The sequence below is a fragment of the Roseomonas sp. BN140053 genome (assembly GCF_047690175.1).
In the GTDB taxonomy this organism is placed as follows: Bacteria; Pseudomonadota; Alphaproteobacteria; order Acetobacterales; family Acetobacteraceae; genus Roseomonas.
On sequence record NZ_JBLLEB010000018.1, the window covers coordinates 17,209 to 39,877 of the forward strand.

Genomic DNA, 22,669 nt, shown 5'->3' on the forward strand with positions numbered 1-22,669 from the left:
GTTGAACGCTTATCTTCATTACCAAATAGCAGGTAAGCGATCTGACGGCAGATCGCACCGGTCTTGATAAGGCGTACACCCCACCTTCCACTGAGGATACGGCCAGCTTCCGACTTGCCTGATCCACTTTTGCCGACCAGAGCAAATCTGTGCCGGCAAGTCATGCGTGAGCAGCGGCTACGAGAGCACGGAGCGGGACCGAAAGCTCGGCTGAAATCTGTTCGGGACTTACTCCCCTATGTGCCGCAGTAGTTTCCAGAAGGCGATCTACGAGAACGCCGAAGTGAACTGCGAGATCGGGAAAGTGCTCAACTACTTTCGCACTGTAGCGCAGACTGAAGACGAGATGCTCGTTGGTCATCGTACCGTGCTTCTTGGCAAGTACGAAAGTGAGCGCCTGCAGCTTGTCGACGGCTTTAACGAGTCTTGCCTCCGGCGAGGCGCCCTGAATTATCTCGAGTATGAGGCTACGCTGCCACTCGCGGATTGGCTCGCGTAAGTTGGATAGATAGCACTCAAGCGCCACAAGCTCTGCACTTACCTTGCCTGCTTGTGCTGTCGGATCGAATGCATGAGACCCGGTACCTTGCCCGTCGGGGCCTACCGGGTCGTAGTCTCCCGTAATTAGTTCAAGCTTATCGTGTAGGATAGCCAGTTCCAGTGCGTGCGGAATATCCACGGAAGGAAAATGCGAGGCGAGCAGCATGATAGCGTCAGCGACGTGCCAACTATGCGCGGCGACGTTTTCTAACTTCAAGCCCGGCTCAAGTTTGTCTGCCGCTCGCGCGAGCTCAGATTCTCTTGCCCAATGCTTCTGGTCCATGTAACGTCGAATGCCCTGTAGCCCCAGAGCCGCGACCATAGCGTCTATGTCTTTCACGGCGTCATGGCGGTGTGGCAGTTGATTTTGAGGTGCATGATCGGGGAGCATCATAACAAGGGTCGGCTCTTTAATCATTTGTAGCCTCGATCTGATTGACGACCCATCGTCTAGGCTTCAGGGCGAGCGGCATGGGTACCCTGGCTGTGTTCTACAGCGAACATTGGGCTCCGAATCGAGCATTTTCAGCTCCATGCTGGCGCTCTCCCCTGATGTCTTGCAGCCGAGCTGCTCGCTTGCAAGCTCTCGATCGTGCGGCCTCGAAACGGGGTAGGTAAACAATAGCTGTTCCTGCCTTGCGGCTAAAATTTCACAGTGGTGTTTTCTGATGAGGGTCGCAGGCGATGGCGACTACGAGCCCACCGTGCGGCAGCTGGTTGCGGACGGGTTCGCGGTGACCGTCTTGTACTGGTCCCACGCCAGCCGGGAGCTGTGCGAGGCGGCGACGGCCTTCCACGCCCCCGACACATACATCGGCTACCTTGCCCTGAGCTGAGGGCCTGAAGGTCACCCAGCGGCGTGCAACTGGCACTGAAGGAGCATGGCCCTGGCAGCCGGCCTCTCCGACGTGACTATGATGTGCGGCAGGTTGGGCCTGACGAGCACCTTTTGCGCTTGCGACAAAACCGCCCAGGAGGAGGAAACCCCAACTTCCGGCCCGGACGCCAACCCTGATCAGCAGTGATTACAAAGCACTAAAGGTTGTTAGCCAGATCGCCCAACTCCCAACCCACGGAGACAAAGCACGCTACAGAGAGAGAATTCAGCGCTCGTCCCGAAGTCGCACCATCAACCCCGTAAGCAAAAAACCCAGGCCACACCTGCGCTTCTGCGCGGCCTGTACTTGCTGGGAGAGAGTTGGTCTGGGGTCCGACTGGAGCGGGCGAAGGGATTCGAACCCTCGACCCCAACCTTGGCAAGGTTGTGCTCTACCCCTGAGCTACGCCCGCACTCCGTCGGTGACGCGGGCTATCGCATGCATCGCCACCGCTGACAAGATTCCCCCCGCAAGAATTTTCGGGAACGTCCTGGCGCGGCCACGACCCATGCCGCCCAGGCACCACCCAACACCTGCCCCATGTCCACTGGCCGAACCGAACCCCCGACCCAGCCCTATTCCGCCGCGCGCGGCACGGCAGCCTCGCCGAGCCGCTGGCGAACCCGCGGCAGCACTTCCTCACCGATGCGCAGCGCTTCTTCCAGATGCGGATTGGCCGCCAGGATGAAGTTGCCGAAGCCGGCCTCGACGTAATCCATCAGCCGGTCCGCCACCTGCTGATAGGACCCAAAAATACCCACCGTCGGCCCGGCCCGCACCGCGCCCAGCCCGGCCCAGAGATTGGGCCCGATCACGTAATCGTCGAAGGTGCTGGCTGCCGCCCGCAACGCCGCTTGCCGCTGGGCGCCCACGGAATCCGCCCCGCCCGCGCTGGTCATCGGGTTGGGCTTGCGCGGCGCATCCGGGTCCACCGTGTCCCACAACCGGCGCGCCTCGGCCCAGGCGGCCTCCTCCGTCTCGCGCGCGAACAGGTCGATGCGCAGCCCGTAGCGCATGGTCCGCCCGTGAACCGCCGCCATGCCGTTCAGCCGTTCCATGGAGGCGCGCATGTCGGCCAGCGGCTCGGCCCACATCATGTAGTAGTCGGCCTGCCGCGCCGCGACTTCCAGCGCCGCCTCCGACGCGCCGGAGAAATAGACACCGGGCTTGCGGGTCGCGTTCAGCGGCCGCGTCAGCCCACCGCCCTCCACCTGGTACAGCTTGCCGGAATGGCTGAACGGCGCCCCGGCCCAGAGCCCCGCGATCACCTCCAGCCACTCGCCCGTCCGGGCATAGCGCTCGTCATGCGGCAGCGTGTCGCCATAGGCGCGCTGCGCCGGGGCGCTGCCGCCGGTGATGATGTTCCAGTCCAGCCGGTTGCCGCTGATGCGCTGGATCGTGGCGCTCATCTTGGCGGCATAGGCAGGGCTCAGGAATCCCGGCTGGAAGGCCGTCATCATGCGCAGCCGGCGCGTTTCCCGCGCCAGGGCCGCCGCCATGGCCAGCGGCTCGTCGCCGGTCAGGTCGGTGGGGATCAGCGCCCCGTCGAAGCCCGCCAGCTCCACCGCCCGCGCCACCTGCGCGGCGTAGTCGAAATAGGTGAAGCCGTCGGCGCCGCCATGGGCAATGCTGTTGGGCTTCTCGGGCTTCCAGTCGCCCCGGTTCCACTGCGCCGAGAACACCGTGCGCCCATCCCCGTGCATGGGGATGCGCCAGAAGAATTCCGCCTGCATGCTGCGTACTCCTTCCGCGCTCAGGCCGCCGCGCGGTCGCGCGAGCGCAGCGGGAAGGGCAGCACGGCCTCCCGCAGGTCGATCGCGCGCGGCAGCATGCCGTGCTTGAACATCAGATCGCCCTCCGCCTGCTGCTCGGCGAAAAGATCGGCGTCGGGCAGCTCGATGCCCCAGTCACGCCCGGCCACGGACTTGGCCCATTCTTCCGGCGTCAAACCGTTCTGGATGCTCTCGGCAAACAGCTTGCCGGACCGCGCGGGATCGGCGCGGATCCAGTCATCCGTCGCGGCGATGGTGTCGTGGACGGTCTGCACCACGGCCTGCCCCGCGGCCACCACCTCCTCCAGCACCCAGAAGATCGAGCGGTTGGAGATCACCCCGTCATTGCCCAGCAGCTTGCGCAACCCGCCGCCCGCCACCGCGGCGCCGAGATAGGGGTCCATCGCCACCCAGGCATCGATCTCGCCGGCCCGCAGCGCTTCCAGCGACTTGGTGGGCGCCACGTCGGTATGGCCCACGTCGTCGTAGGAGAGCCCGACGCGGTCCAGCGCCGCCAGCAGGAAATAGGTTTGGAAGGACCCCTCGATCAGCCCGATGCGGCGCCCCTTCAGGTCGGCCGTGCTGCGGATGGGGGAGTCCTCGCGCACCAGGATGGCGGACCAGGACCGCCGCGGGCGGGAGGCGCCGATATAGGCGATCTTGAGCCCCTGCGCCTGCGCCACCACGCCACGGGTGGTGCCGGTGCCGATCACGTTGACCTCGCCGCTCTCGGCCAGGTTCTGCATCAACGAACCCTTGGGGTACCAGCGGAACACCGGGTCCAGCCCGGCGTCGCGCAGCGGCTGCTGCAGCGGCGGATGGAAGGTCAGCGCCGTGAGGGTCAGGTTGGACGGGTGGGCCCCGACTCGGATTTGCATGCTGTGCTGCTCCTGCTGGGGAAACGCCGAAACCGGGCGCTTCAGTCGACGATGGCGAGATCGGACCAGATCCGCCGGGTGATGGCCCCGAAACGCGGGTCGCCGCGCAGCTCGCGCGGGTCGCGGGGGCGGGGAAGGTCGATGCGGTGCTCCGCCACGATCGTGCCGGGACGCGGGCTCATCACCACCACGCGGTCGGCCAGGGCCACGGCCTCCTCGATGTCATGGGTGACGAAGACGATGGCGCGGCGCTGGGTTTCCCAGATGCGCAGCAACTCGCGGCCCATGACGATCTTGGTCTGGTAGTCCAGCGCGCCGAAAGGCTCGTCCATCAGGTAGATGGCGGGCTGATAGGCCAGCAGCCGGGCCAGCGACACGCGCTGCCGCATGCCGCCCGACAGGGCGCCGGGATGGTGGTTCTCGAAGCCCTTCAGCCGTACCAGCTCCACCAGCTCCGCCACCCGGGCGGGGCGCTCGGCCCGCGACAGCCCGGCCAGCTCGGCGCCGATCGCGATGTTCTCCGCCACCGTGGCCCAGGGCAGCAGCGTGTCGCGCTGGAACATGAAGCCGACGCCGGCGGGCGGCCCGTCCACCAGCTGTCCGTTCACCCGCACGCTGCCCGACGCCGCCGGCACCAGCCCGGACACCACCTTGAGCAGCGTGGACTTGCCGCAGCCGGAGGGGCCGACGATGGCCACGAACTCGCCCGCGGCCACGTCCAGCGACAGGTGCTCGATCGCGGGCACGCTGCCCGCGGCGCCCTCGAACACCACGGACAGGTCCCGCACCCGCAGCGGCGGCTCGGCCGCCGTCGCGGCGGGGGAGGGCGGGCTGAGCACGGCCGACATCAGGAGCGCCACCCCGACAGCCGGCGCGACAGGATCGCCACGGCCTGGTTGGCCAGCATGGCCAGCACGATCAGCGTGATGATCCCGGCAAACACCCCCGTCGTGTCCAGCTGCCCGGCCGAGCGCTCGATATACCAGCCCAGCCCCTGGGAGGAGCCGATCAGCTCGCCCACCACCGCGCCGATCAGCGACAGGCCGACGCCCAGCCGGAAGGCCGCGAAGATCCAGGGCAGCACCGCCGGCAGCAGCACCTTGCGCGCGATGAAGAAGGGCGTCGCCCGCATGGTCCGCATCAGGTCGATGGGATCCCGGTCCAGCGAGCGCACGCCTTCGAGCACGTTCAGCACGAACACGAACACCACCATGGAGAAGGACATCATGACCTTGCTCAGCAGGCCGATGCCGAACCACAGCACGAAGAGCGGCGCCAGCGCGACGCGCGGCAGGCTGTAGAGCCCCATGAACAGGGGCTCCGCCACCTGCGAGGCACGGGTGAAGCGGGCCATCAGCAGCCCCAGGATCACGCCCACCACCGCACCCATCCCCAGGCCGATCCCGGCCTCCGACACGGTGGCGATCACGTGCCGGTGCAGGTCCCCCATCGAGGCCAGCATCCACAGCCGCTCGGCGATCCAGCTCGGGCGGGAACACCAGAAGGGGTCCACCAGCCAGGCGCCGGCCGCTTCCCACAACAGCAGCAGCACCACCACCAGCAGGCACTGCTGCACGAACAAGGGCAGGGCGGGAGCAGCGCGCCGCGCCCGGCGCACCGCCTCTCCCCGCACCGGTCCTACCCGGCCCACCGCTACGTCCGACATGGCGTGATCCCCTGGGTTCGTGCCGCGCCCGCGCTCAGGGCTGCGGCGGCAGGTAGTTGAGGGCCATCACCGTCTCGTAGGGGACGGCGCGGATGGTGGGGTCGCTGACCCGCAGCATGCGAATCATCAACTCGTAGCCTTCGCGGCTCATGCGCCCGTCGGCCGAACCCAGCCGCGGCGCTTCCTCCGCCAGCACGGCCCGCAGCTCCGGCGTCAGGGCGGGAAACATCTCGGCCAGCGCGCGGTCCACGGCGGCACGGTCGCTGCGCACCAGCTGCGCCCCGCGCAGCACGGCGCGCGCCACGGCGCGGGCGGTGTCGGGGTTGGCGCTCGCCCAGCGCTCCATCACCACCAGGTCCAGCGCCGGGTACTGCAGCGAGCGGAAATCCTGCACCAGCTTGAAGCGCGGGTCGCTCAGCGCGGCCTGCACGTCGGGCGTGGTCAGCATCCCCGCCGCCACGGCGCCGCTCTCGATGGCGGCGCGCATCGGCCCGCCGGTGCCGACGCCGATCAGCTGGAAATCGCGGTCCGGGTTCATCCCGGCCTCGGCCATGTAGTAGCGCAGCGTGTTGTCGGTCAGGCTGCCGGCCGAGGTGATCCCCACCCGCTGCCCGCGCAGCGAGGCGAGGTCGGTGGCGGGCGAGCTCCGCAGCGCCACCAGCCCGTAGCCGTGGATTTCCGTCAGCGCCACCAGCACCAGCCCGGCCTGGTTGCGCGCGCGCAGCCGCACCGCGTGGTCGGCGGCGCAGATGCAGGCTTCCACGCTGCCCGAGGCCAGGGCCTGCACCGCCGGCGCCCCGCCGCGGAAGTCGATCACCTCCAGGTTGATCTTCTCGGCGGTGAAGAAGCCCTGCTGCCGCGCGATCACGATGGGCAGGGAGCCCAGCGAGTTCTGCGCCGAGGCGAAGCGCACCGCCGTTTGCGCGGAGGCCGTCCCGCCGCCCAGGGCGAGCACCGCCGCGAGCAGGGCAATTCCACGCAGGATGATCGCTTTCATCGGCAGCTCCAATCGAGATCCCACGTGGTCCGGGCGGGGTTCATCTAGGGGCAATCACCGTTGCGGTGAAGTGCTGAATGCGGCTATTCGACAGACAACGGATCATCGTAGGTTACGGCCACTCACGACGGCGCCGTGCGGTGGCCAGGGGTTTATACAGGGGCAATAACGATGCCACCGCTGCCGCTGCACTACCGCCCGGCCCTGGACTTGGCTGCCGCCCTGCGCCGCGGGGAGTGCACGGCCTCGCAACTCGTCGCGACCAGCCTGTCGCGGATCGCGCGGTTCAACCCCGCGATCAACGCCGTGGTCGTGCTGCAGGCAGAGGCTGCCACCGAACGCGCCGCCGCGGCGGACCAGGCCACCGCGCGCGGCGAGAACTGGGGCCCGCTGCACGGCGTGCCCATCACGGTGAAGGATTCCTTCGACGTCGCCGGCCTGCCCTCCACCTTCGGGTTGGCGGCGCTGCGGGACAACCGCGCGGCCCGGCATTCCCTGGCGGTGCAGCGGCTGCTGGACGCCGGGGCGATCCTGCTGGGCAAGACCAACGTGCCGCCCTCACTGGCGGACTGGCAGAGCAACAATCCGATCTACGGCGAAACCCGCAATCCCTGGAACACCGGGCGCACGCCGGGCGGCTCCTCCGGCGGCTCGGCCGCGGCGCTGACGGCGGGCTTCTCGGCCCTGGAGATCGGCAGCGACATCGGCGGCTCGATCCGCATGCCCGCGCATTTCTGCGGCGTCTTCGGCCACAAGCCGAGCTTCGGGCTGGTGCCGGGGCGCGGGCACGCGCAGCCCGGGCGCACCGCGCCCTCCGACATCACCGTCTACGGCCCCCTGGCGCGCAGCGCCGGCGACCTGCGCCTCGCCCTGGACCTGCTGGCCCTGCCCGACCCGGAAGCCGGGGTCAGCTGGCGGCTGGACCGGCCGCGGGAGGCCCGCCGGACCGCCGCGGGCTTCCGCATCGCGATCGTGCCCAACGACGCGGAATTCCCCGTGGATGCCGGCGTCGAGGCCGCGCTCCGCGACGCCGCCGCCAGCCTGCGCCGGGCCGGCGCCACGGTGGAGGAAGCCCGCCCCGACTTCGGCAGCCGCCACGCCTATGAAACGTACTTAACCCTGCTGCGCGGGGCGACCAGCAGCCGCCAGAGCGACGCCGAATTTGCCGCCAGCCTAGCCGAGGCCGCGGCGCTGGACCCGGCGGACCGCAGCTACCGGGCCCTGCTGGCGCGCGGCAACACCCTGTTCCACCGCGACTGGCTGCGCGCCCAGCAGCACCGCCACGACCTGATCGCGCGGTGGGACCGCTTCTTCGAAAGCTACGACGCGCTGCTCTGCCCCGTGGCCTCCACGGCCGCCTTTCCGCTGGTGCGCGACGTGCCCAAGCACGCCCGCACGGTTACCGTCAGCGGGCGGCAGGAACCCTCGGCCAACGATTATTTCTGGCTCGGCCTGCCCTCCGTCTCCTATCTCCCTGCCACCACTGTGCCGCTCGCCCTGTCCGACGAGGGCCTGCCGATCGGGGCGCAGATCATCGCACCCTTCGGCCACGACGACCGCTGCATTGCCTTGGCAGAGATCCTGGAGGCCGTGCACCACGGCTTCGTGCCGCCGCCGGACGTGGTGTGAAGGAAGCCGGGGGGAAGTATCCCCCCGGACCCCCTTCTATTTTCGGGAGTTGGGGTGCCTTTCAGGGCACCCCCAAACTCCTGAAAGAAGGAGGGGGTCCGGGGGAGTTCACTCCCCCGGCCTTGCTTCACCCGTCCAGCGCCAGGGTGGCGAAGCTGGCCAGCCAGTGCTCGCCCATGTAGTCGCCGGCGACGTGCGGCAGCCCGGCCGCGAGGTGCCGCTCCGCCGCCTCCAGCATGCGCCCGCGCCGCGGGTCCGCCGCGGGCAGGGCAGCGGCGAGGGCCCGCCAGCACCAGGCCCGGCTGAGGTTCAGCCCGTCCAGATGCGCGATCTTGCCGTCGCTGCGGTCCGACACCGCCGCAGGCCGGAACAGCGTGGCGGGACGCCCCTCGGCCAGGCCGGGCAGGAAACGGTCGAACCAGGGCAGGAAGCGCTCTGCCGGCAACAGGCGCCGCAGGCATTCCGCCTCGATGAGGGCGGAAGACAGGAAATCGTCGCCGCTCGGCTCGCCCCAGGCCGGGCAATCCCGGTCCTCCCCGTACCAGCGCTCCGCCGTGCCGCGCAGCAGCTCCAGCAGCGCCGCATCCTCCACAGCCTCGGCGAAGTCGGCGGCCAGCCGCAGGCCGAAGGCCGTGTTGGGATGGGTGCCGACCCGCACGGGATAGGTGGCGCGCGGCAGGAAGTCGCGGAACCGCTCGACGAACACCGCCGCCAGGGGCTGGAGGTCGCGGAACCAGGGCTGCGCGGGGTGGTGCCGCAGCTCCGCCGCCAGCTTCAGCAGCCAACCCCAGCCATAAGGCCGCTCGAAGCCGCGGGCGGTGGGGGTGGCGAGGTAGGCGCATTCCCCCGCCACCTTGTCCGGCACCAGCTGCCGGTCGAACAGCGCGCGGATCGCCGGGGCGGGTGCCATCGCCGGGAAGCGGCGCAGCAGCCGGGCCAGCATCCAGTATCCGTGCACGCAGGAATGCCAGTCCAGGCTGCCATGGAAGATCGGGTGCAACGCCGCCGGGGTGCGGGCATCCCCGGGGCCAGCCAGCACATGGCCGGGCTTGTTGGGGTATTCGCGCTCCACATGGCCGAGCGCGATCGTGGCGAAGCGGGCGGCCAGTTCCTCGGTCAGCATGCGGTTTTCCTTCCCGAACTCCCCGGCCATCGGCGGCGCGGCCGGGCATCCGCGGCCCGCGGCGGTGCAGGGGCCGGCACTGTTTTCCCCGGCCAGGGGAAACACTGGCCCGGCCCGAACCGCCGATCCACCCCCGGCGGCGACAGCTCCCCGGGGGAGGAGCCATCGCCGCGGGGCCATGTTTCGCTCCCCCGAGACTACTTCCCGCTCTTCCCGGAGCCGGCCAGTAAAAAATAGTTAGGTACCCTATTGTTTATGATCCCCCTCGCATTATCCTGGGAGCCAGAGCTTCGACACGGGTACGACGCGGCTTTGGAGCGGAACCGGGAACCATTCTGATGAGCAAGAAGTCCATCCTGATCGCCGGCGCCGGCCTGGGCGGCCTCGCCGCCGCCGCCTGCCTCCTGAAGAAGGGGCACGACGTGCAGGTCTTCGAGCAGGCGCCCGTGCTCAGCGAGGTCGGCGCCGGCATCCAGATCAGCGTCAATGCCGGTCGCGTCTTCGAATATATCGGCATCGAGGACGCCATCGCCCGCGCCGGCGCCCTGCCGGCGGAATACCGTTTCCGCACCTTCGACACCGGCGAGGTGCTGCAGCGCATCACCTTCGGGGATGCCTACACGGCCAAGCACGGTATCCCCTACATCAGCATCCACCGCGCCGACCTGCACGCGATCCTGGTGGACGCCGTGCGCGCCCTGAAGCCCGACGCCATCCACATCGGCCAGCGCGCCACCCATTACGAGGAGGATGCCGACGGCGCGACGCTGTTCTTCGCCGAGCACCCGCCGGTGCGCGGCGACGTCGTGATCGGCGCCGACGGCATCAAATCCGTGATCCGCAACCAGATCCTCGGCCCGGCCGAGGCCGACTACACCGGCGATTCCGTGTGGCGCATCATGGTGCCGGCGGAAAAGCTGCCGCCCGAATACCGCACCGATTCCGTGGAGATCTTCGTGGGCCCCGGCCGGCACGCGGTGATCTACCCGCTGCGCCAGGGCAAGCTGATCAACCTCGTGGGCGCGGTGGAGCAGGCCAGCTGGGACCAGGAATCCTGGACCGCGGCGCGCCCCTGGACCGAGATGCGCGACGATTTCCAGGGCTGGAACGCCATGGTCACCGCCATCATCGAGGCGGCGCCGCGCGACGAGTGCTACCGCTGGGTGCTGAAGAACCGCAAGCCGGTGTCGAACTGGAGCGCCGGGCGCGCCACGCTGATGGGCGACGCCGCGCACCCGACCCTGCCCTACATGGCGCAGGGCGCCGCCATGGCGATCGAGGACGGCGCCGTGCTGGCCCGCGCCCTCGACGAGAGGGACGATGTCCCCGCCGCGCTGCAGCTCTACCAGCGCAACCGCATCGAGCGCACCAGCCGCGTGGTGGAAGAGTCCAACCGCAACCGCGAACTGTTCCACATGCCCAGCATGGAAGCGCTGCGCGAGAACTTCGCCAAGCGCGACTTCAATGCCGAGCGGACCGGCTGGGTCTTTTCCTACGACGCCACCAAGGTGGAACTGGTGTGACGCCGCGCCCCGGCGCGACGCAGCGCTGACCGGGCCGCGCGTCCCGTGGTGACGCCCGCGACCCCCGGCGCGACCGGCGCCATCCCCGGCGCGCCGCCCGGCCCGGCCCCCGCCGTACCCGCGGCGCCGGCCTCGGGCATATCCGCCCGGATCGAGGGCGCGGCCGGCTGCATCCTGCTGGACCGGCCGCGGGCGCTGAACGCGCTCGACGCCGCCATGATCGACGGCGTGGCGGCTGCCCTGCGCGCTTTCCGCGACGACCCCGCGGTGCAGCTGGTGCTGCTGGAAGGGGCAGGGGGCCGCGCCTTCTGCGCCGGCGGCGACGTGCGGATGGTGCGCAACGCCGCCCTGGCCGGCGATGCCGACGCCATCGAGGGCTTCTTCGCCGCCGAATACGCGCTGAACCGTGCCATCGCCGAATTCCCCAAGCCCTGGATCAGCCTGATCGACGGCATCTGCATGGGCGGCGGCATCGGCCTGTCCGTGCACGGCAGCCACCGCGTGGTGACCGAACACGCCGTGCTGGCCATGCCGGAAACCGCCATCGCGCTGTTTCCCGATGTCGGCACCTCCTTCGTGCTGCCGCGCCTGCCGGGTTCGCTGGGCCACTGGCTGGCCCTGACCGGCGCCCGGCTGCACGGGGCGGAAGCCGTGGAAGCCGGGCTGGCCACCCACTTCACCCCGCGCGAGGACCTGCCCGCCCTGCGAGCCGCCCTGCTGGCGGGCGATGCCGCCGCCGTCGAAGCCCATGCCCGCCCCGTGCCTCCGGGAACGGTGGCGGCAAAGGCGGCCGCGGTGGACCGCTGCTTCGCCGGCAACAGTCTGCCGGCGATCCTGGCTGCCCTCGGCGCGGAGAACACCGACTGGGCGCGGGAACAGCTGGCGATCCTGCGCCGCATGTCCCCCACCAGCCTCTGCGTGACGCGCGAGCTGCTGCGCCGCGGCGGCGCCCTGGACCTCGCGGGCTGCCTGCACACCGAACTGGCCCTGACCCGCACCGTGACCCGCCACCCCGATTTCACCGAAGGCGTGCGCGCGGTGCTGGTGGACAAGGACAACGCCCCGCGCTGGACCCCGCCGACGATCGAGGCCGTGGACCCCGCCGCCATCCGCGCCCTGTTCGGCGACTGATACGGACGAGCTCTTGGTCCGAACCTGCTGGCACGGGCAAGCCGGGGGGAAGTATCCCCCCGGACCCCCTTCTATTTTCGGGAGTTTTCGGCTGCGCCCGTGGCCGATGGTGCTCTTCTACTCCCGAAAAGAGGAGGGGGCTCGGGGGAGTTCACTCCCCCGGCCTTCCCTGTCTCCTGGCTCGGCCGCTCAGGCGGCATCCGCCTGTTGCAGCCGCTCGCCATTGGCCAGGATCACCGCGGCCAGCGCTGCCCCCGGCCCGTGCAGCCGGGCGCTGCGGCCCACCACCACGAATTCCACCTCGTCCAGCGCCGGCAGGCCCGGCAGCTCGGCCAGACCTCGGCGCAGCAGCAGGCGCGACTGCGCGGTGACGCCCAGCCCGGCCAGGGCGGCGGCGGTCAGCCCGCTCAGGCTGTCGCTGCTGCAGCTGACCCGCCAGCGCCGCCGCTCCCGTTCCAGCGCCTCGATGGCCAGCGCCCGGGTGATGCTGCGCGACGGGTACAGCACAAGCGGCACCGGCTGCACCGGATCGGGCGCGGTTTCCGGGCTGCCGATCCAGGCCAGCTTTTCCCGCCACACCAGCTGGCCGCGCTCCTCGCCCGGCCGGCGCTTGGCGAACACCAGGTCCAGCTCTCCCGCATCCAGCCGGTCGTAGAGCGTGCTGCTCAGCCCCACCGTCAGGTCCAGGTCCAGCCGCGGGTTCGCCCGCACGAAGGCGCGCAGGATTTCCGGCAGCCGCGACAGCACCAGGTCCTCCGAGGCGCCGAAGCGCAGCCGCCCCCGCAACTCCGACCCCGCGAAGAAGGAGGCGGCGCGCTCGCTGGCATCCAGGATGGCGTGCGCGAAGCCCAGCATGGCCTCGCCATCCACGGTCAGGGACACGGAATGCGTGTCGCGCAGCAGCAGCGGCCGGCCCACGGCAGCTTCCAGCTTGCGGATGTGCTGGCTGACCGTGGACTGTCCCAGCCCCAGCTGCTGCCCGGCGGCGGTGAACTGCCGGGCCTGCGCCACGGCCACGAAGGAGCGCAGCAACACCGGGTCGAACATCCGGCCTCCATCACGGGACGCGATCACTGTAAGTGCTGTCATCCTGCCTTGGAATGATGGAAGAGGGCGCCGTTTCCAGCCAGCCCGTCCACGGAGTGTTGTCCCCCATGGCCAAGCCGTCCCTGCTGTCCCGCCTGCGCGTGGACCCCTACATCGTGCTGCTGGTCACCATGGTGGTGCTGGCCAGCATCCTGCCGGCGCGCGGCGAGGGTGCCGTGGTGATGGGCTACGTCACCGACTTCGCCATCGCCCTGCTGTTCTTCCTGTACGGGGCGCGGCTGTCGCGGGAAGCGGTGGTGGCGGGCATGACCAACTGGCGCCTGCAGATCATCGTCTTCCTGTTCACCTACGCGGTGTTCCCGCTGCTGGGCCTGGGGCTGAGCGCCCTGGCGCGCCCCTGGCTGGGCCCGGCCATGGCGGCGGGGCTGGTGTTCCTGGCGGTGCTGCCCTCCACCGTGCAGTCCTCCATCGCCTTCACTTCCATCGCGCGCGGCAACGTGGCGGCGGCGCTGTGCTGCGCCTCCGTGTCCAACCTCGTGGGCATCGTGCTGACGCCGCTGCTGGTGGGGCTGCTGATGACCACCCAGGGCGTCGGCTTCTCCACCGACTCGCTGCGCGACATCGCGCTGCAGCTCTTCCTGCCCTTCTTTGCCGGACAGGTGCTGCGCCGCTGGGTCAACCCGATCATCAACCGGCACAAGACGCTGACCGGCTACGTCGACCGCTCCTCCATCCTGCTGGTGGTCTACACCGCCTTCAGCGAAGGCGTGGTCAACGGCCTGTGGAGCCAGGTGGACGCCCAGAGCCTGATCGCCCTGCTGGTGGTGAACGCCGTGCTGCTGGCCATCGTGCTGACCGCCACCACCGTGCTGGCCCGCCGCCTCGGCTTCTCGCGCGAGGACGAGATCGTCATCGTGTTCTGCGGCTCCAAGAAGAGCCTCGCCAGCGGCATCCCCATGGCCGGCATCCTGTTCGCCGGCCAGGCGATCGGCTTGACCGTGCTGCCGCTGATGCTGTTTCACCAGATCCAGCTAATGGTCTGCGCTTGGCTGGCCCAGCGCTACGGCCGCCAGGCCGCGGCGCTGGAGGCCGCCCAGGCCGTGCTGGCGGCAGCACCGCCCGCCGCCGTCGCGCCGGCGACGCAGCGGGTCTGACCGCGCGGTTCCGGTGGGGTGGGTTGAGCCTGGGGATTCAGGCGTCGGCCAGGGGCGCTGCCCCTGGACCCCGCCGGGGAGCTTAGGCTCCCCGGACCCCACGTTGAGTGCCTCCGGGCGGGGGCGGGATGGCTTGCGTCGTCCACCCGGATGACGCTGTCCGAACCCGCCCCCGCCGGAGGCACTCATGAGGTCGAGGTGCCCCGGGCTCCTCGCGGGGTGTCCAGAGGGGCAGAGCCTCTCTGGCCCAGGCCCGAACCTTCAAGCCCCACCCACGCCACCTGAAATCCCTGGTTCAGCCCACCGGCCGGCGGGAGCGCAGGGCGGCGGCCAGGGTGCCGTCATCCAGCACGTCCAGGGCGCCGCCCATCGGCACGCCCTGGGCCAAGCGCGTCACCTGCACCGGCAGGTCGCCCAGCCGGTCGGTCAGGTAGTGGCCGGTGCTGGCGCCTTCCACGGTGGCGGGCAGGGCCAGGATGACCTCGCGGATCTCGCCCTCGGCCACGCGCTTCACCAGCGCCTGGATGCTCAAATCCTCCGGACCCACCCCGCCCAGGGCGGACAGCACGCCGCCCAGCACGTGGTACAGCCCGCGATGCGCCTGGGTGCGTTCCAGCGCCCACAGGTCGGCCACCCCCTCCACCACGCAGACCAGGGACCGGTCGCGGTGCGGGTCGCGGCACACGTTGCAGGGCGAGCGGACGTCGAGGTTGCCGCAAACCTCGCAGGGCCGCACCGCATCGGCGGCGATGCGCAATCCGTCCGCCAGCGGCAGCATCAGCCGCTGCGGGTCCTGCAGCATCTTCAGCACCGCCCGCCGCGCGGAACGGCGCCCCAGCCCGGGCAGCCGGGACAGGAGGCCGATCAGCTGCTCGACGGGATCGTTGGCGTGGCTCATCTCTCGGACTTCAACGCGGCCGCGCCGCGTGCGGTGGGCAGGTGCAGCCCTGTTCGACGCCCGAACCGCGCGGCCTCCCGGCCCCCGGGCTCATCCCGGCCCGGGCAGGCCGGGTCGCGGTGGGATGCCGCGCCGGATGCCAGGGCGCGCGCGAGACGGCGCCCCGCCCGCACCCCCGGCGGCGCAACGCGCCCTCAGAACGGCAGCTTGAACCCGCCGGGCAGGCCGCCGCCCATGCCCGGGATGTTCAGCCCGGCGGTGGCCTTCTGCATCTCCTCGGCCATCATGGCTTCCACCTTGGCCTTGGCATCGGCATGGGCGGCCACCAGCAGGTCTTCCAGCACCTCGCGCTCCTCGGCCGCCATCAGGGACGGGTCGATGCCGACGCTCTTGAGGTCGCCCTTGCCGGTCAGCGTGACCTTGACCATGCCGGCCCCGGCCTGGCCCTCGACCAGCTGCGCTTCCAGCCGGGCCTGCATCTCCTGCATCTTGGCCTGCATGCCCTGGGCCTGCTTCAGCATCTGGGAAAGGTTCTTCATGGCGCCTGTCCTGGTCTGTCCCGGTGATCCGGGGGGAATGTGGGGTCGCTACGGCCCGCACCCTAGGGCCGATCCGCCCGTACCGGACACCCGGCGGGCCGCGATCCGGACTCCCGGGCGGGCGCCCGGGCCGAACAGGCGGCGGGCAACGAGCCCGGCATCCGCGCCTGCCGCCGCCTGACCCGAGGCGGACCGGGCCGCAGCGCTAAAGGTCGTCGAGCCCGGCCGCTTCGGCGTCGGGCGGGGCGAAGCCCGGGCCTTCCGCATCGTCCTCGGGCACCTCGCTCAGGCCGGGGTCCTCCCCCAGGTCGGGCGGCAGGCCGTAGGCGTCCAGGCTGTTGTCGCGCACCCCGCCCTCGATCTTGGCACCCGGAAAGGCCGCCAGGATGGCCTGCACCAGCGGATGGCTGGTGGCCAGTTCCAGGCTCTCGGCCGCCACGGCGCGGCCCTGCTCGGCCAGGGTGGGCTCGCCGGGGGCGTTGGACATCACCACCGTCCAGCGCTGCTCGGTGGTTTCCGCCAGCAGCACCGTCAGCTGCGCCGCCAAGTCGCGCGGCGCCTGCGGCCGCGGCCGCAGCTCGATACGCCCCTTGCCGAAGCTGACGAGGTGGACGCTGTGCACGAGATGCGCGTGCAGCATCGGCTTGCGGCCGGAGGCCAGCGCCACGACCTCGCGGAAATGGCTGGGCTGCGGCAGCGGCGCGGGCTGCGCCATCGCCACCGGCGCGCCGTTCGCCACGGCCCGCGTCCCGCCATCCCCGGCGGCCACGCCGCCGCCCTCGCCCGCGTAGCCCCCCTGGGCCAGGGCACCGGACCCGCCACCGCCGGAAGGGACGCCGGCCCCGCCGCCCGGCGACGTGGCCCCGGCCGGGCCGCCATTGGACAGCCGGCGCAGGATCTCGCCCGGGGTCGGCATCTCCGACAGGTGGGCCAGGCGGATCAGCACCATCTCCGCCGCGGCGCGCCGGTCGGGCGACAGCGCCACCTCCTCCAGCCCCTTGAGCAGCATCTGCCAGGCCCGCCCCAGCACCGGCACCGACAGGGTGGCGGCCAGGGCGCTGCCGCGCGTCCGCAGCTCTTCCGGCAGCGAGGCATCCTCGCGCAGCGCCGGCACCGTGCGCAGCCGCGTCAGCTGGTGCGTCAGCTCCGCCAGGTCGGACAGCACCACGCCCGCATCCGCGCCGGCCTCGTGCGCGCGGTCCATGTGGCCCAGCACGGCGGCGATGTCGCCGCGCATCGCGGCCTCCATCACGTCCAGCACCAGCGTGCGGTCCGCCAACCCGAGCATGTCGCGCACGGATTGCGCCGTCACCGCGCTGCCCGCCTCGGTCAGCGCGATCGCCTGGTCCAGCAGGGACAAGCCGTCGCGGGCGGAACCGTCGGCGGCGCGGGCGATGATGGCCAGCGCTTCCGGCTCCAGCGTCGCGCCCTCCAGCCCGGCGATGCGGCCGAACAGCCCCATCAGTTCCGCCTGCGACATGCGGCGCAGATGGAAGGTCTGGCAGCGCGACAGGATGGTGGCCGGCACCTTGCGCAGCTCGGTGGTGGCGAAGATGAAGCGCACCGCCGGCGGCGGCTCCTCCAACGTCTTGAGCAGCGCGTTGAAGGCCGGCCCGGACAGCATGTGCACCTCGTCCAGGATGAAGACCTTGTTGCGGCCCTGGACGGGACGGAAGCGCACCTGCTCGCGCAGCTCGCGCACGTTGTCGACGCCGTTGTTGGAGGCGGCGTCCAGTTCCAGCACGTCCGGATGGCGGTCGAGCAGGATGGCGCGGCAATTCGCACACACGCCGCACGGGTCCACGGTGGGGCCGCCGGTGCCGTCCGGCCCGGTGCAGTTCAGCGCGCGCGCGATGATGCGGGCGGTGGTGGTCTTGCCCACCCCCCGGATGCCCGTGAGCATGAAGGCATGCGCCACCCGGTCCTGGGCGAAGGCGTTGCGCAGGGTCCGCACCATGGCGTCCTGCCCGACCAGGTCGGCGAAGGTGGTGGGGCGGTACTTGCGCGCCAGCACGCGATAGGGCTGGGCCGGCGCGGCGGCCTCGGCCACCGGGGCGGGCGCCGGCACGGGATCATCGCCGAAGAGGCCGGGGCCCTCGGGCGGCGGCTCGGGAATGGCGTCCGGGTCGGTCTGACCCAGGTCGGAGAAGCTGTCGCTGGGCATCCGGTCCCGGAGCGGGAAGGGGGGCGGCTGGGGAACTGGCCGAGGGGTGGAAGACCGACCCTCGACCCGGGCGGAAACTCGTTGCGGCTGCTTCCTTCCGGACCTGACCGGGTTGGCGAGGCGCCCGTCCGCGGCCGGCCTTCCGCGGGGGAATATGGCGCCGAACCTCCGCCGGGGCAACCGCACCGGGCCGCCCCAGCCTCCCGGGGTGGCCACCCCGTCCGGGCGGCCACCGGCCCGCACCCGCCCGCCCCGCCGTGGGCATCGCGGTATCCACCCGCCCTGCTGCAGGCATCGCGTCACCTACCCGGCCCGGCTGCAGGCGCTGCGACACCGGCCGTGCCGCACCCAGCGGCGGAGGTCGCTTGCCCCTCCCGGAGGGCCGTGGCACCACCGCCGGGATGCTTTCCATCCCCGCGAGCCGCCCCAACGCCTACACCGGCAGCCCGCTCGACCGGGTGTCGAACCTGCGCGACGACGCCGAAGCGCTGGCCGGCTTCCTGCGCTCCCCCGACGCGCTCTTCGCCCCCGTCTGGCACGGCCGCAACCTGCTGCGCGGCGCCGCCGAGAACCGCCCGGAAGCCGTGTTCCTGTCCCCCGACGCGGCCCAGGCCGTGCGCATGGCCGGCGGCCCCTGGGCGCTGCTGGGCCTGTGGGACGGCCGCCCGGTCTTCGCCGTGGACTGTTCCGCCGCCGAGGACCCGCTGCCGCTGCTGCCCGAGGGCATGGGCAGCCTGCTCGACCTGCGCGGCCTGGCCGGCCTCCTCCCGGCCGGCGAAGCGTCCATCCTGGCGCACGCCCGCGGGCTGATGCACTGGCGCACCCGGCACCGCTTCTGCGGCGTCTGCGGCCACGGCTGCGAGCCTCGCTCGGCCGGCAACGCCATGGCCTGCCCGAACTGCGGCGCGCAGCACTTCCCGCGCACCGACCCGGCGGTGATCATGCTGGTGACGGACGGCGCCCGCTGCCTGCTGGGCCATTCCGCGCGCTTCCCGGCCGCCACCATGTACTCGACCCTGGCGGGCTTCGTGGAACCCGGCGAGAGCCTGGAGGAAGCCGTGCGCCGTGAGGTGCTGGAGGAGAGCGCCATCCGGGTCGGCGAGGTGCGCTACCATTCCTCGCAGCCCTGGCCGTTTCCCGCTTCCATCATGCTGGGTTTCCACGCCGAGGCGCTGTCCGAGGCCATCACCGTGGACCCGAACGAGCTGCGCGACGCGCGCTGGTTCACCCGCGACGAGGTCCGCGACCCCGAAGCCGCCGGGTTCAGCCTGCCCCGCGTCGATTCCATCGCGCGCCGCCTGATCGAGGACTGGCTGGAGAACACCCCCTGATGCCCATGCCCCCGCGCCTGCCGGCCGCGCCGCTGCTCCTGCTGCTCCTGGCCTCCTGCGGCCAGCCCTTCCGCCAGCCGCCCCCGCCCGGCCCGCCCGCCTCGCCGCAGGAAGCCGCCTGCCGCGCCCAGGCTAACAGCAGCCCGGCCGTCAAGGACGTGATGCGCCGGCAGCCCCCGGCGGAACGGGTAACAGCCTTCGAAGGCTGGGAGCTGGACGTGCGCGCTGCCCGCCAGCGCGCCGTCCGCGACTGCCTGGTGGGCAGCGGCGCGTCCCTGCCCGGCGGGGTGGAAGCCGTGCGCCCGCCCGGCAGCAACCAGGGCCTCGGCCGCCTGATGCCCTGACGCCGGGTCGGAAGGCCGGGGGAGTGAACTCCCCCGGTCCCCCTCCTTCTTTCGGGAGTTAGGAGAGCACCGTGGTCACGCGCGCGCCCGAAAACTCCCCAAAATAGAAGGGGGTCCGGGGGGATACCTCCCCCCGGCTCGCTGACGTCACGCCGCCATGCGGGCGTCGCGCAGCACGTCGTAGGCGGCGCGCACCGCCTCGTTGCCGTAGGTGGCTTCCAGCCGGCGCACGGTGAAATGCGCCTTCGCCACGCTGCGGAAGTGTTCCAGGAAGGCGATGTTGATGGCCGCGCCCGCCGCGGCGCCCAGCACCGGCACCGCCTGCGCCGACAGCTTCAGCCCCACCGCCCCGGTGAAGCGGCCGGCAATCGCCGCCAGGAACCCCGGCAGCACCGCGGAGGAGATATTGGCCGCCGCGTTGGGCAGCATCTGCGTCAGCGCCAGCCGGGCGGCGAAGTAGCCGGTCTCGGTGTTGTCGTCCTCCGGCGAGTCGCCGCCGAGGGCGAAGACCTTCAGGCATTCCGCCTTCACCTCGGGGGTGGACGGGTCCTCGCCCTGGTCCGCGGCTTCCGAGGCAATCTGGCGCAGCAGGATCGTGGTGGAGATCGGCAGTTCCGCCAGCGTCCCCGGCAGGCCGAAGGCCCCGCCCACCGCGCCGGAGGTGAAGGCCATGCCGCGATGGAACCAGTCCGGCGCCAGCCCGCGCGGCGACCGGCCGGGGTGGGACCGCACGGCGGCACCCCAGGCAGCCTCGATCGCGCGGCGCACCGCCCCGTCCGCCCCCTTCTGCAGGAATTCCGGCAAGCGCTTCTTCAGCGCTTCCACCGGCGTGCCCGCCATGGCTGCCAGGCGCGCGGCCAGGGACGGGTTTTCCAGGGTGCGGACGGCGTCGGCCAGCTCGGCGCGCGCCTCCGCGGTCAGCTGCAGGGGGGAGGGGAGGTTTTCGCTCATGGCGCAGAGCAAATGGCCCTGGCGCCACGCAGTTGCAGCGGGCGGAGGCAAGTTCCGCGCCGTGCGTCGGAAAAACCCGCCGGCGGCACCCCCCGGAAGGGGCCCGCGCCGGCGGGGAAGCGCCTACAGGATGAAGCGGCTGAGGTCGGTGGACGCCGCCAGCGGCCCGACCTTCTCGCGCACGTAGCTCGCATCCACCCGCACCGTGTCGCCGTTGCGGTCGGACGCCGAGAAGCTCAGCTCCTCCAGCAGCTTCTCCAGCACCGTAGCCAGGCGGCGGGCACCGATATTCTCGACCCGGGCGTTGATGTCCGCGGCGAGGTCGGCGATCGCGTCCATCGCGTCGTCGGCGAAGTCCAGCGACACGCCCTCCGTGCCCAGCAGCGCGACGTACTGCTTGGCCAAGCTGTGCTCCGGCTCGGTCAGGATGCGGCGGAAGTCGTCCCGCGTCAGCGCGCTCAGCTCCACCCGGATCGGCAGGCGGCCCTGCAGCTCCGGCAGCAGGTCGGAGGGCTTGGCGATGTGAAAGGCCCCGGAGGCGATGAACAGGATGTGGTCGGTCTTCACCGGCCCGTACTTGGTGTTCACCGTGGTGCCCTCGATCAGCGGCAGCAGGTCGCGCTGCACGCCCTCGCGGGACACGTCGCCGCCGCGGAAGCCGTTCTCCGTGCGCGCGCAGACCTTGTCGATCTCGTCGATGAAGACGATGCCGTGGTTCTCCGCGTGGTGCACGGCGTCCTTGTTCAGCTGCTCGGCATCCAGCAGCTTGTCGGCCTCGTCGCGCACCAGCGCCGCGCGCGCGTCGCGCACGTGCATCTTGCGCGGCTTGGCGCGGCCGCCGAACATCTTGCCCAGCATCTCCTGCATGTTGCCCATCTGCGCGCTGGGCGGCATGCCGGGGATCTCCATCATGCCGATCGGCGTGCCGGTCTCGGCCACCTGCACCTCGACCTCCTTGTCCTCCAGCGTGCCCTCGCGGAGCATGCGGCGGAACTTCATGCGCGTTTCGCCCGAGGCACCCTCGCCCACCAGGGCGGTGACCAGCCGCTCCTCGGCGTTCAGCTCGGCCTTGGCCTGCACCTCGCGCCGCGCGGTGTCGCGCATCTGCACGATGGCGGCCTCCACCAGGTCGCGCACGATCTGCTCCACGTCGCGGCCGACGTAGCCGACCTCGGTGAACTTGGTGGCCTCGACCTTCAGGAAGGGCGCGTTGGCCAGCCGCGCCAGGCGGCGGGCGATCTCGGTCTTGCCGACGCCGGTGGGGCCGATCATCAGGATGTTCTTGGGCACCACCTCCTCGCGCATGCCCTCGGGCAGCTGCTGGCGGCGCCAACGGTTGCGCAAGGCGATGGCCACGGCGCGCTTGGCGTCGTGCTGGCCGACGATGAAGCGGTCCAGCTCGGACACGATCTCGCGCGGCGACAGGTTCACGGGGTCGGCGGCCCGGGCCGCGGTGTCGAGGGGCATCACAGGGTTTCCATCACGATGCGGCCGTTGGTGTAGACGCAGATGTCGGCGGCGATGGCCATGGAGCGCCGGGCGATCTCCTCGGCCGACAGCCCCTCCACCGTGTTCAGCGCGCGCGCCGCGGCCAGCGCGAAGTTGCCGCCCGAGCCGATGCCGATGATCTGGTCCTCCGGCTCCAGCACGTCGCCCTGGCCGGTGATCAGCAGGGAGCGGTCCTTGTCGGCCACCGCCAGCAGCGCTTCCAGCCGGCGCAGGTAGCGGTCGGTGCGCCAGTCCTTGGCCAGCTCCACCGCCGCGCGCTCCAGCTGGTCGGGGAAGCGCTCCAGCTTGGATTCCAGGCGTTCGAGCAGGGTGAAGGCATCCGCCGTGGCGCCGGCGAACCCGGTCAGCACGCGGCCGTCGGCGATGCGGCGGACCTTGCGGGCGTTGTTCTTCATCACCGTCTGGCCCATCGACACCTGGCCGTCGCCGGCCATGGCCACCTGGCCGTTCTTGCGGACGCAGAGGATCGTGGTGCCGTGCCAGCCGGCGTAGTCGGGAGTAGCATTCGCGTGTTGCATGATGGCCGCGGATGTGGCGATCCGGGGCCGGCGCTGCAATCCGGGCGCCCGGAGCGGGCGGCATGGCTGGGCGGAGC

21 protein-coding genes, 1 tRNA gene and 1 other RNA gene are annotated in these 22,669 nt (G+C 71.1%); 7 read left to right on the plus strand and 16 right to left on the minus strand.

Annotated elements, in window-relative coordinates:
- Nucleotides 1-160 precede the first annotated feature (160 nt).
- Nucleotides 161-958: an HD domain-containing protein gene (locus tag ACLIBK_RS16095; RefSeq protein WP_415388301.1), complete on the minus strand. Its 798-nt coding sequence runs from the start codon at nucleotides 956-958 to the stop codon at nucleotides 161-163.
- A 250-nt stretch (nucleotides 959-1,208) separates the two neighbouring features.
- Between ACLIBK_RS16095 and ACLIBK_RS16100 the strand changes: the two genes are divergently transcribed.
- Complete coding sequence (locus tag ACLIBK_RS16100; protein ID WP_415388302.1) at nucleotides 1,209-1,376, plus strand: NYN domain-containing protein; 168 nt, start codon at nucleotides 1,209-1,211, stop codon at nucleotides 1,374-1,376.
- Nucleotides 1,377-1,755: 379 nt separating this feature from the next.
- On the opposite strand, the gene ACLIBK_RS16105 is transcribed toward ACLIBK_RS16100, so the two are convergent.
- The 6 genes from ACLIBK_RS16105 to ACLIBK_RS16130 form a co-directional block, all read right to left on the minus strand.
- Nucleotides 1,756-1,830, minus strand: a tRNA-Gly gene (locus tag ACLIBK_RS16105).
- A 163-nt stretch (nucleotides 1,831-1,993) separates the two neighbouring features.
- Nucleotides 1,994-3,151 (minus strand): LLM class flavin-dependent oxidoreductase, encoded by a 1,158-nt coding sequence (locus ACLIBK_RS16110; RefSeq protein ID WP_415388303.1) that lies wholly within the window; start codon nucleotides 3,149-3,151, stop codon nucleotides 1,994-1,996.
- Between the two features lie 20 nt (nucleotides 3,152-3,171).
- On the minus strand, nucleotides 3,172-4,068 hold the full coding sequence (locus ACLIBK_RS16115) for an ABC transporter substrate-binding protein (protein ID WP_415388304.1): 897 nt from the start codon (nucleotides 4,066-4,068) through the stop codon (nucleotides 3,172-3,174).
- Between the two features lie 41 nt (nucleotides 4,069-4,109).
- Nucleotides 4,110-4,916: an ABC transporter ATP-binding protein gene (locus tag ACLIBK_RS16120; RefSeq protein WP_415388305.1), complete on the minus strand. Its 807-nt coding sequence runs from the start codon at nucleotides 4,914-4,916 to the stop codon at nucleotides 4,110-4,112.
- Nucleotides 4,916-5,734, minus strand: coding sequence for an ABC transporter permease (locus tag ACLIBK_RS16125; RefSeq protein WP_415388306.1), 819 nt, complete (start codon nucleotides 5,732-5,734; stop codon nucleotides 4,916-4,918). The genes ACLIBK_RS16120 and ACLIBK_RS16125 overlap by 1 nt, the downstream gene beginning before the upstream one ends.
- Nucleotides 5,735-5,768: 34 nt before the next feature.
- Nucleotides 5,769-6,731 carry an ABC transporter substrate-binding protein gene (locus ACLIBK_RS16130; RefSeq protein WP_415388307.1) on the minus strand — a complete coding sequence of 321 codons (963 nt, stop codon included), beginning with the start codon at nucleotides 6,729-6,731 and terminating at the stop codon, nucleotides 5,769-5,771.
- Nucleotides 6,732-6,902: 171 nt separating this feature from the next.
- Here ACLIBK_RS16130 and ACLIBK_RS16135 point away from each other — a divergent pair, with 171 nt between their 5' ends.
- On the plus strand, nucleotides 6,903-8,360 hold the full coding sequence (locus ACLIBK_RS16135) for an amidase (protein ID WP_415388308.1): 1,458 nt from the start codon (nucleotides 6,903-6,905) through the stop codon (nucleotides 8,358-8,360).
- Nucleotides 8,361-8,487: 127 nt separating this feature from the next.
- On the opposite strand, the gene ACLIBK_RS16140 is transcribed toward ACLIBK_RS16135, so the two are convergent.
- Nucleotides 8,488-9,483, minus strand: coding sequence for a DUF2891 domain-containing protein (locus ACLIBK_RS16140; RefSeq protein ID WP_415388309.1), 996 nt, complete (start codon nucleotides 9,481-9,483; stop codon nucleotides 8,488-8,490).
- Between the two features lie 338 nt (nucleotides 9,484-9,821).
- On the opposite strand from ACLIBK_RS16140, the gene ACLIBK_RS16145 reads away from it, so the two are divergent.
- A complete protein-coding gene (locus ACLIBK_RS16145; protein WP_415388310.1) occupies nucleotides 9,822-11,006 on the plus strand; it encodes an FAD-dependent monooxygenase in 1,185 nt (394 codons plus the stop codon).
- Nucleotides 11,007-11,054: 48 nt separating this feature from the next.
- Nucleotides 11,055-12,137 (plus strand): enoyl-CoA hydratase/isomerase family protein, encoded by a 1,083-nt coding sequence (locus ACLIBK_RS16150; RefSeq protein ID WP_415388311.1) that lies wholly within the window; start codon nucleotides 11,055-11,057, stop codon nucleotides 12,135-12,137.
- A gap of 189 nt (nucleotides 12,138-12,326) precedes the next feature.
- On the opposite strand, the gene ACLIBK_RS16155 is transcribed toward ACLIBK_RS16150, so the two are convergent.
- Complete coding sequence (locus tag ACLIBK_RS16155) at nucleotides 12,327-13,184, minus strand: LysR substrate-binding domain-containing protein (protein ID WP_415388312.1); 858 nt, start codon at nucleotides 13,182-13,184, stop codon at nucleotides 12,327-12,329.
- Nucleotides 13,185-13,291: 107 nt separating this feature from the next.
- Between ACLIBK_RS16155 and ACLIBK_RS16160 the strand changes: the two genes are divergently transcribed.
- The gene (locus ACLIBK_RS16160) at nucleotides 13,292-14,338 is read left to right on the plus strand and encodes a bile acid:sodium symporter family protein (protein WP_415388313.1); all 1,047 of its coding nucleotides are present in this window, start codon (nucleotides 13,292-13,294) and stop codon (nucleotides 14,336-14,338) included.
- Between the two features lie 295 nt (nucleotides 14,339-14,633).
- On the opposite strand, the gene recR is transcribed toward ACLIBK_RS16160, so the two are convergent.
- The 4 genes from recR to ffs all read right to left on the minus strand — a co-directional run bounded on the left by recR (nucleotide 14,634) and on the right by ffs (nucleotide 18,082).
- On the minus strand, nucleotides 14,634-15,236 hold the full coding sequence (gene recR / locus ACLIBK_RS16165) for a recombination mediator RecR (protein ID WP_415388314.1): 603 nt from the start codon (nucleotides 15,234-15,236) through the stop codon (nucleotides 14,634-14,636).
- 194 nt (nucleotides 15,237-15,430) lie between these two features.
- Entirely contained in the window at nucleotides 15,431-15,775 is a 345-nt protein-coding gene (locus tag ACLIBK_RS16170; RefSeq protein ID WP_415388315.1) for a YbaB/EbfC family nucleoid-associated protein, read from the minus strand.
- Nucleotides 15,776-15,980: 205 nt separating this feature from the next.
- The gene (locus tag ACLIBK_RS16175; RefSeq protein WP_415388316.1) at nucleotides 15,981-17,939 is read right to left on the minus strand and encodes a DNA polymerase III subunit gamma/tau; all 1,959 of its coding nucleotides are present in this window, start codon (nucleotides 17,937-17,939) and stop codon (nucleotides 15,981-15,983) included.
- 46 nt (nucleotides 17,940-17,985) lie between these two features.
- An RNA gene (gene ffs, locus ACLIBK_RS16180) (signal recognition particle sRNA small type) lies at nucleotides 17,986-18,082 on the minus strand.
- A 258-nt stretch (nucleotides 18,083-18,340) separates the two neighbouring features.
- Here ffs and nudC point away from each other — a divergent pair.
- Both nudC and ACLIBK_RS16190 read left to right on the plus strand, forming a co-directional pair.
- Nucleotides 18,341-19,270: an NAD(+) diphosphatase gene (gene nudC / locus ACLIBK_RS16185; RefSeq protein ID WP_415388372.1), complete on the plus strand. Its 930-nt coding sequence runs from the start codon at nucleotides 18,341-18,343 to the stop codon at nucleotides 19,268-19,270.
- Nucleotides 19,270-19,614, plus strand: coding sequence for a phosphoribosylamine--glycine ligase (locus tag ACLIBK_RS16190; protein ID WP_415388317.1), 345 nt, complete (start codon nucleotides 19,270-19,272; stop codon nucleotides 19,612-19,614). The genes nudC and ACLIBK_RS16190 overlap by 1 nt, the downstream gene beginning before the upstream one ends.
- A 147-nt stretch (nucleotides 19,615-19,761) precedes the next feature.
- Here ACLIBK_RS16190 and ACLIBK_RS16195 read toward each other — a convergent pair whose 3' ends face one another.
- The 3 genes from ACLIBK_RS16195 to hslV form a co-directional block, all read right to left on the minus strand.
- Nucleotides 19,762-20,565, minus strand: a complete 804-nt coding sequence (locus tag ACLIBK_RS16195; RefSeq protein ID WP_415388318.1) for an EcsC family protein — start codon at nucleotides 20,563-20,565, stop codon at nucleotides 19,762-19,764.
- A gap of 123 nt (nucleotides 20,566-20,688) precedes the next feature.
- Complete coding sequence (gene hslU / locus ACLIBK_RS16200; protein WP_415388319.1) at nucleotides 20,689-22,032, minus strand: ATP-dependent protease ATPase subunit HslU; 1,344 nt, start codon at nucleotides 22,030-22,032, stop codon at nucleotides 20,689-20,691.
- Nucleotides 22,032-22,592: an ATP-dependent protease subunit HslV gene (gene hslV / locus ACLIBK_RS16205; protein ID WP_415388320.1), complete on the minus strand. Its 561-nt coding sequence runs from the start codon at nucleotides 22,590-22,592 to the stop codon at nucleotides 22,032-22,034. Before hslV ends, hslU begins: the two co-directional genes overlap by 1 nt.
- Nucleotides 22,593-22,669 lie beyond the last annotated feature (77 nt).

Coding starts and splice junctions, on each gene's coding strand:
- ACLIBK_RS16095 (WP_415388301.1), bottom strand. CDS start 958: ATGATTAAAGAGCCGACCCTTGTTATGATGCTCCCCGATCATGCACCT.
- ACLIBK_RS16100 (WP_415388302.1), top strand. CDS start 1,209: ATGAGGGTCGCAGGCGATGGCGACTACGAGCCCACCGTGCGGCAGCTG.
- ACLIBK_RS16110 (WP_415388303.1), bottom strand. CDS start 3,151: ATGCAGGCGGAATTCTTCTGGCGCATCCCCATGCACGGGGATGGGCGC.
- ACLIBK_RS16115 (WP_415388304.1), bottom strand. CDS start 4,068: ATGCAAATCCGAGTCGGGGCCCACCCGTCCAACCTGACCCTCACGGCG.
- ACLIBK_RS16120 (WP_415388305.1), bottom strand. CDS start 4,916: ATGTCGGCCGTGCTCAGCCCGCCCTCCCCCGCCGCGACGGCGGCCGAG.
- ACLIBK_RS16125 (WP_415388306.1), bottom strand. CDS start 5,734: ATGTCGGACGTAGCGGTGGGCCGGGTAGGACCGGTGCGGGGAGAGGCG.
- ACLIBK_RS16130 (WP_415388307.1), bottom strand. CDS start 6,731: ATGAAAGCGATCATCCTGCGTGGAATTGCCCTGCTCGCGGCGGTGCTC.
- ACLIBK_RS16135 (WP_415388308.1), top strand. CDS start 6,903: ATGCCACCGCTGCCGCTGCACTACCGCCCGGCCCTGGACTTGGCTGCC.
- ACLIBK_RS16140 (WP_415388309.1), bottom strand. CDS start 9,483: ATGCTGACCGAGGAACTGGCCGCCCGCTTCGCCACGATCGCGCTCGGC.
- ACLIBK_RS16145 (WP_415388310.1), top strand. CDS start 9,822: ATGAGCAAGAAGTCCATCCTGATCGCCGGCGCCGGCCTGGGCGGCCTC.
- ACLIBK_RS16155 (WP_415388312.1), bottom strand. CDS start 13,184: ATGTTCGACCCGGTGTTGCTGCGCTCCTTCGTGGCCGTGGCGCAGGCC.
- ACLIBK_RS16160 (WP_415388313.1), top strand. CDS start 13,292: ATGGCCAAGCCGTCCCTGCTGTCCCGCCTGCGCGTGGACCCCTACATC.
- recR (WP_415388314.1), bottom strand. CDS start 15,236: ATGAGCCACGCCAACGATCCCGTCGAGCAGCTGATCGGCCTCCTGTCC.
- ACLIBK_RS16170 (WP_415388315.1), bottom strand. CDS start 15,775: ATGAAGAACCTTTCCCAGATGCTGAAGCAGGCCCAGGGCATGCAGGCC.
- ACLIBK_RS16175 (WP_415388316.1), bottom strand. CDS start 17,939: ATGCCCAGCGACAGCTTCTCCGACCTGGGTCAGACCGACCCGGACGCC.
- nudC (WP_415388372.1), top strand. CDS start 18,341: ATGCTTTCCATCCCCGCGAGCCGCCCCAACGCCTACACCGGCAGCCCG.
- ACLIBK_RS16190 (WP_415388317.1), top strand. CDS start 19,270: ATGCCCATGCCCCCGCGCCTGCCGGCCGCGCCGCTGCTCCTGCTGCTC.
- ACLIBK_RS16195 (WP_415388318.1), bottom strand. CDS start 20,565: ATGAGCGAAAACCTCCCCTCCCCCCTGCAGCTGACCGCGGAGGCGCGC.
- hslU (WP_415388319.1), bottom strand. CDS start 22,032: ATGCCCCTCGACACCGCGGCCCGGGCCGCCGACCCCGTGAACCTGTCG.
- hslV (WP_415388320.1), bottom strand. CDS start 22,592: ATGCAACACGCGAATGCTACTCCCGACTACGCCGGCTGGCACGGCACC.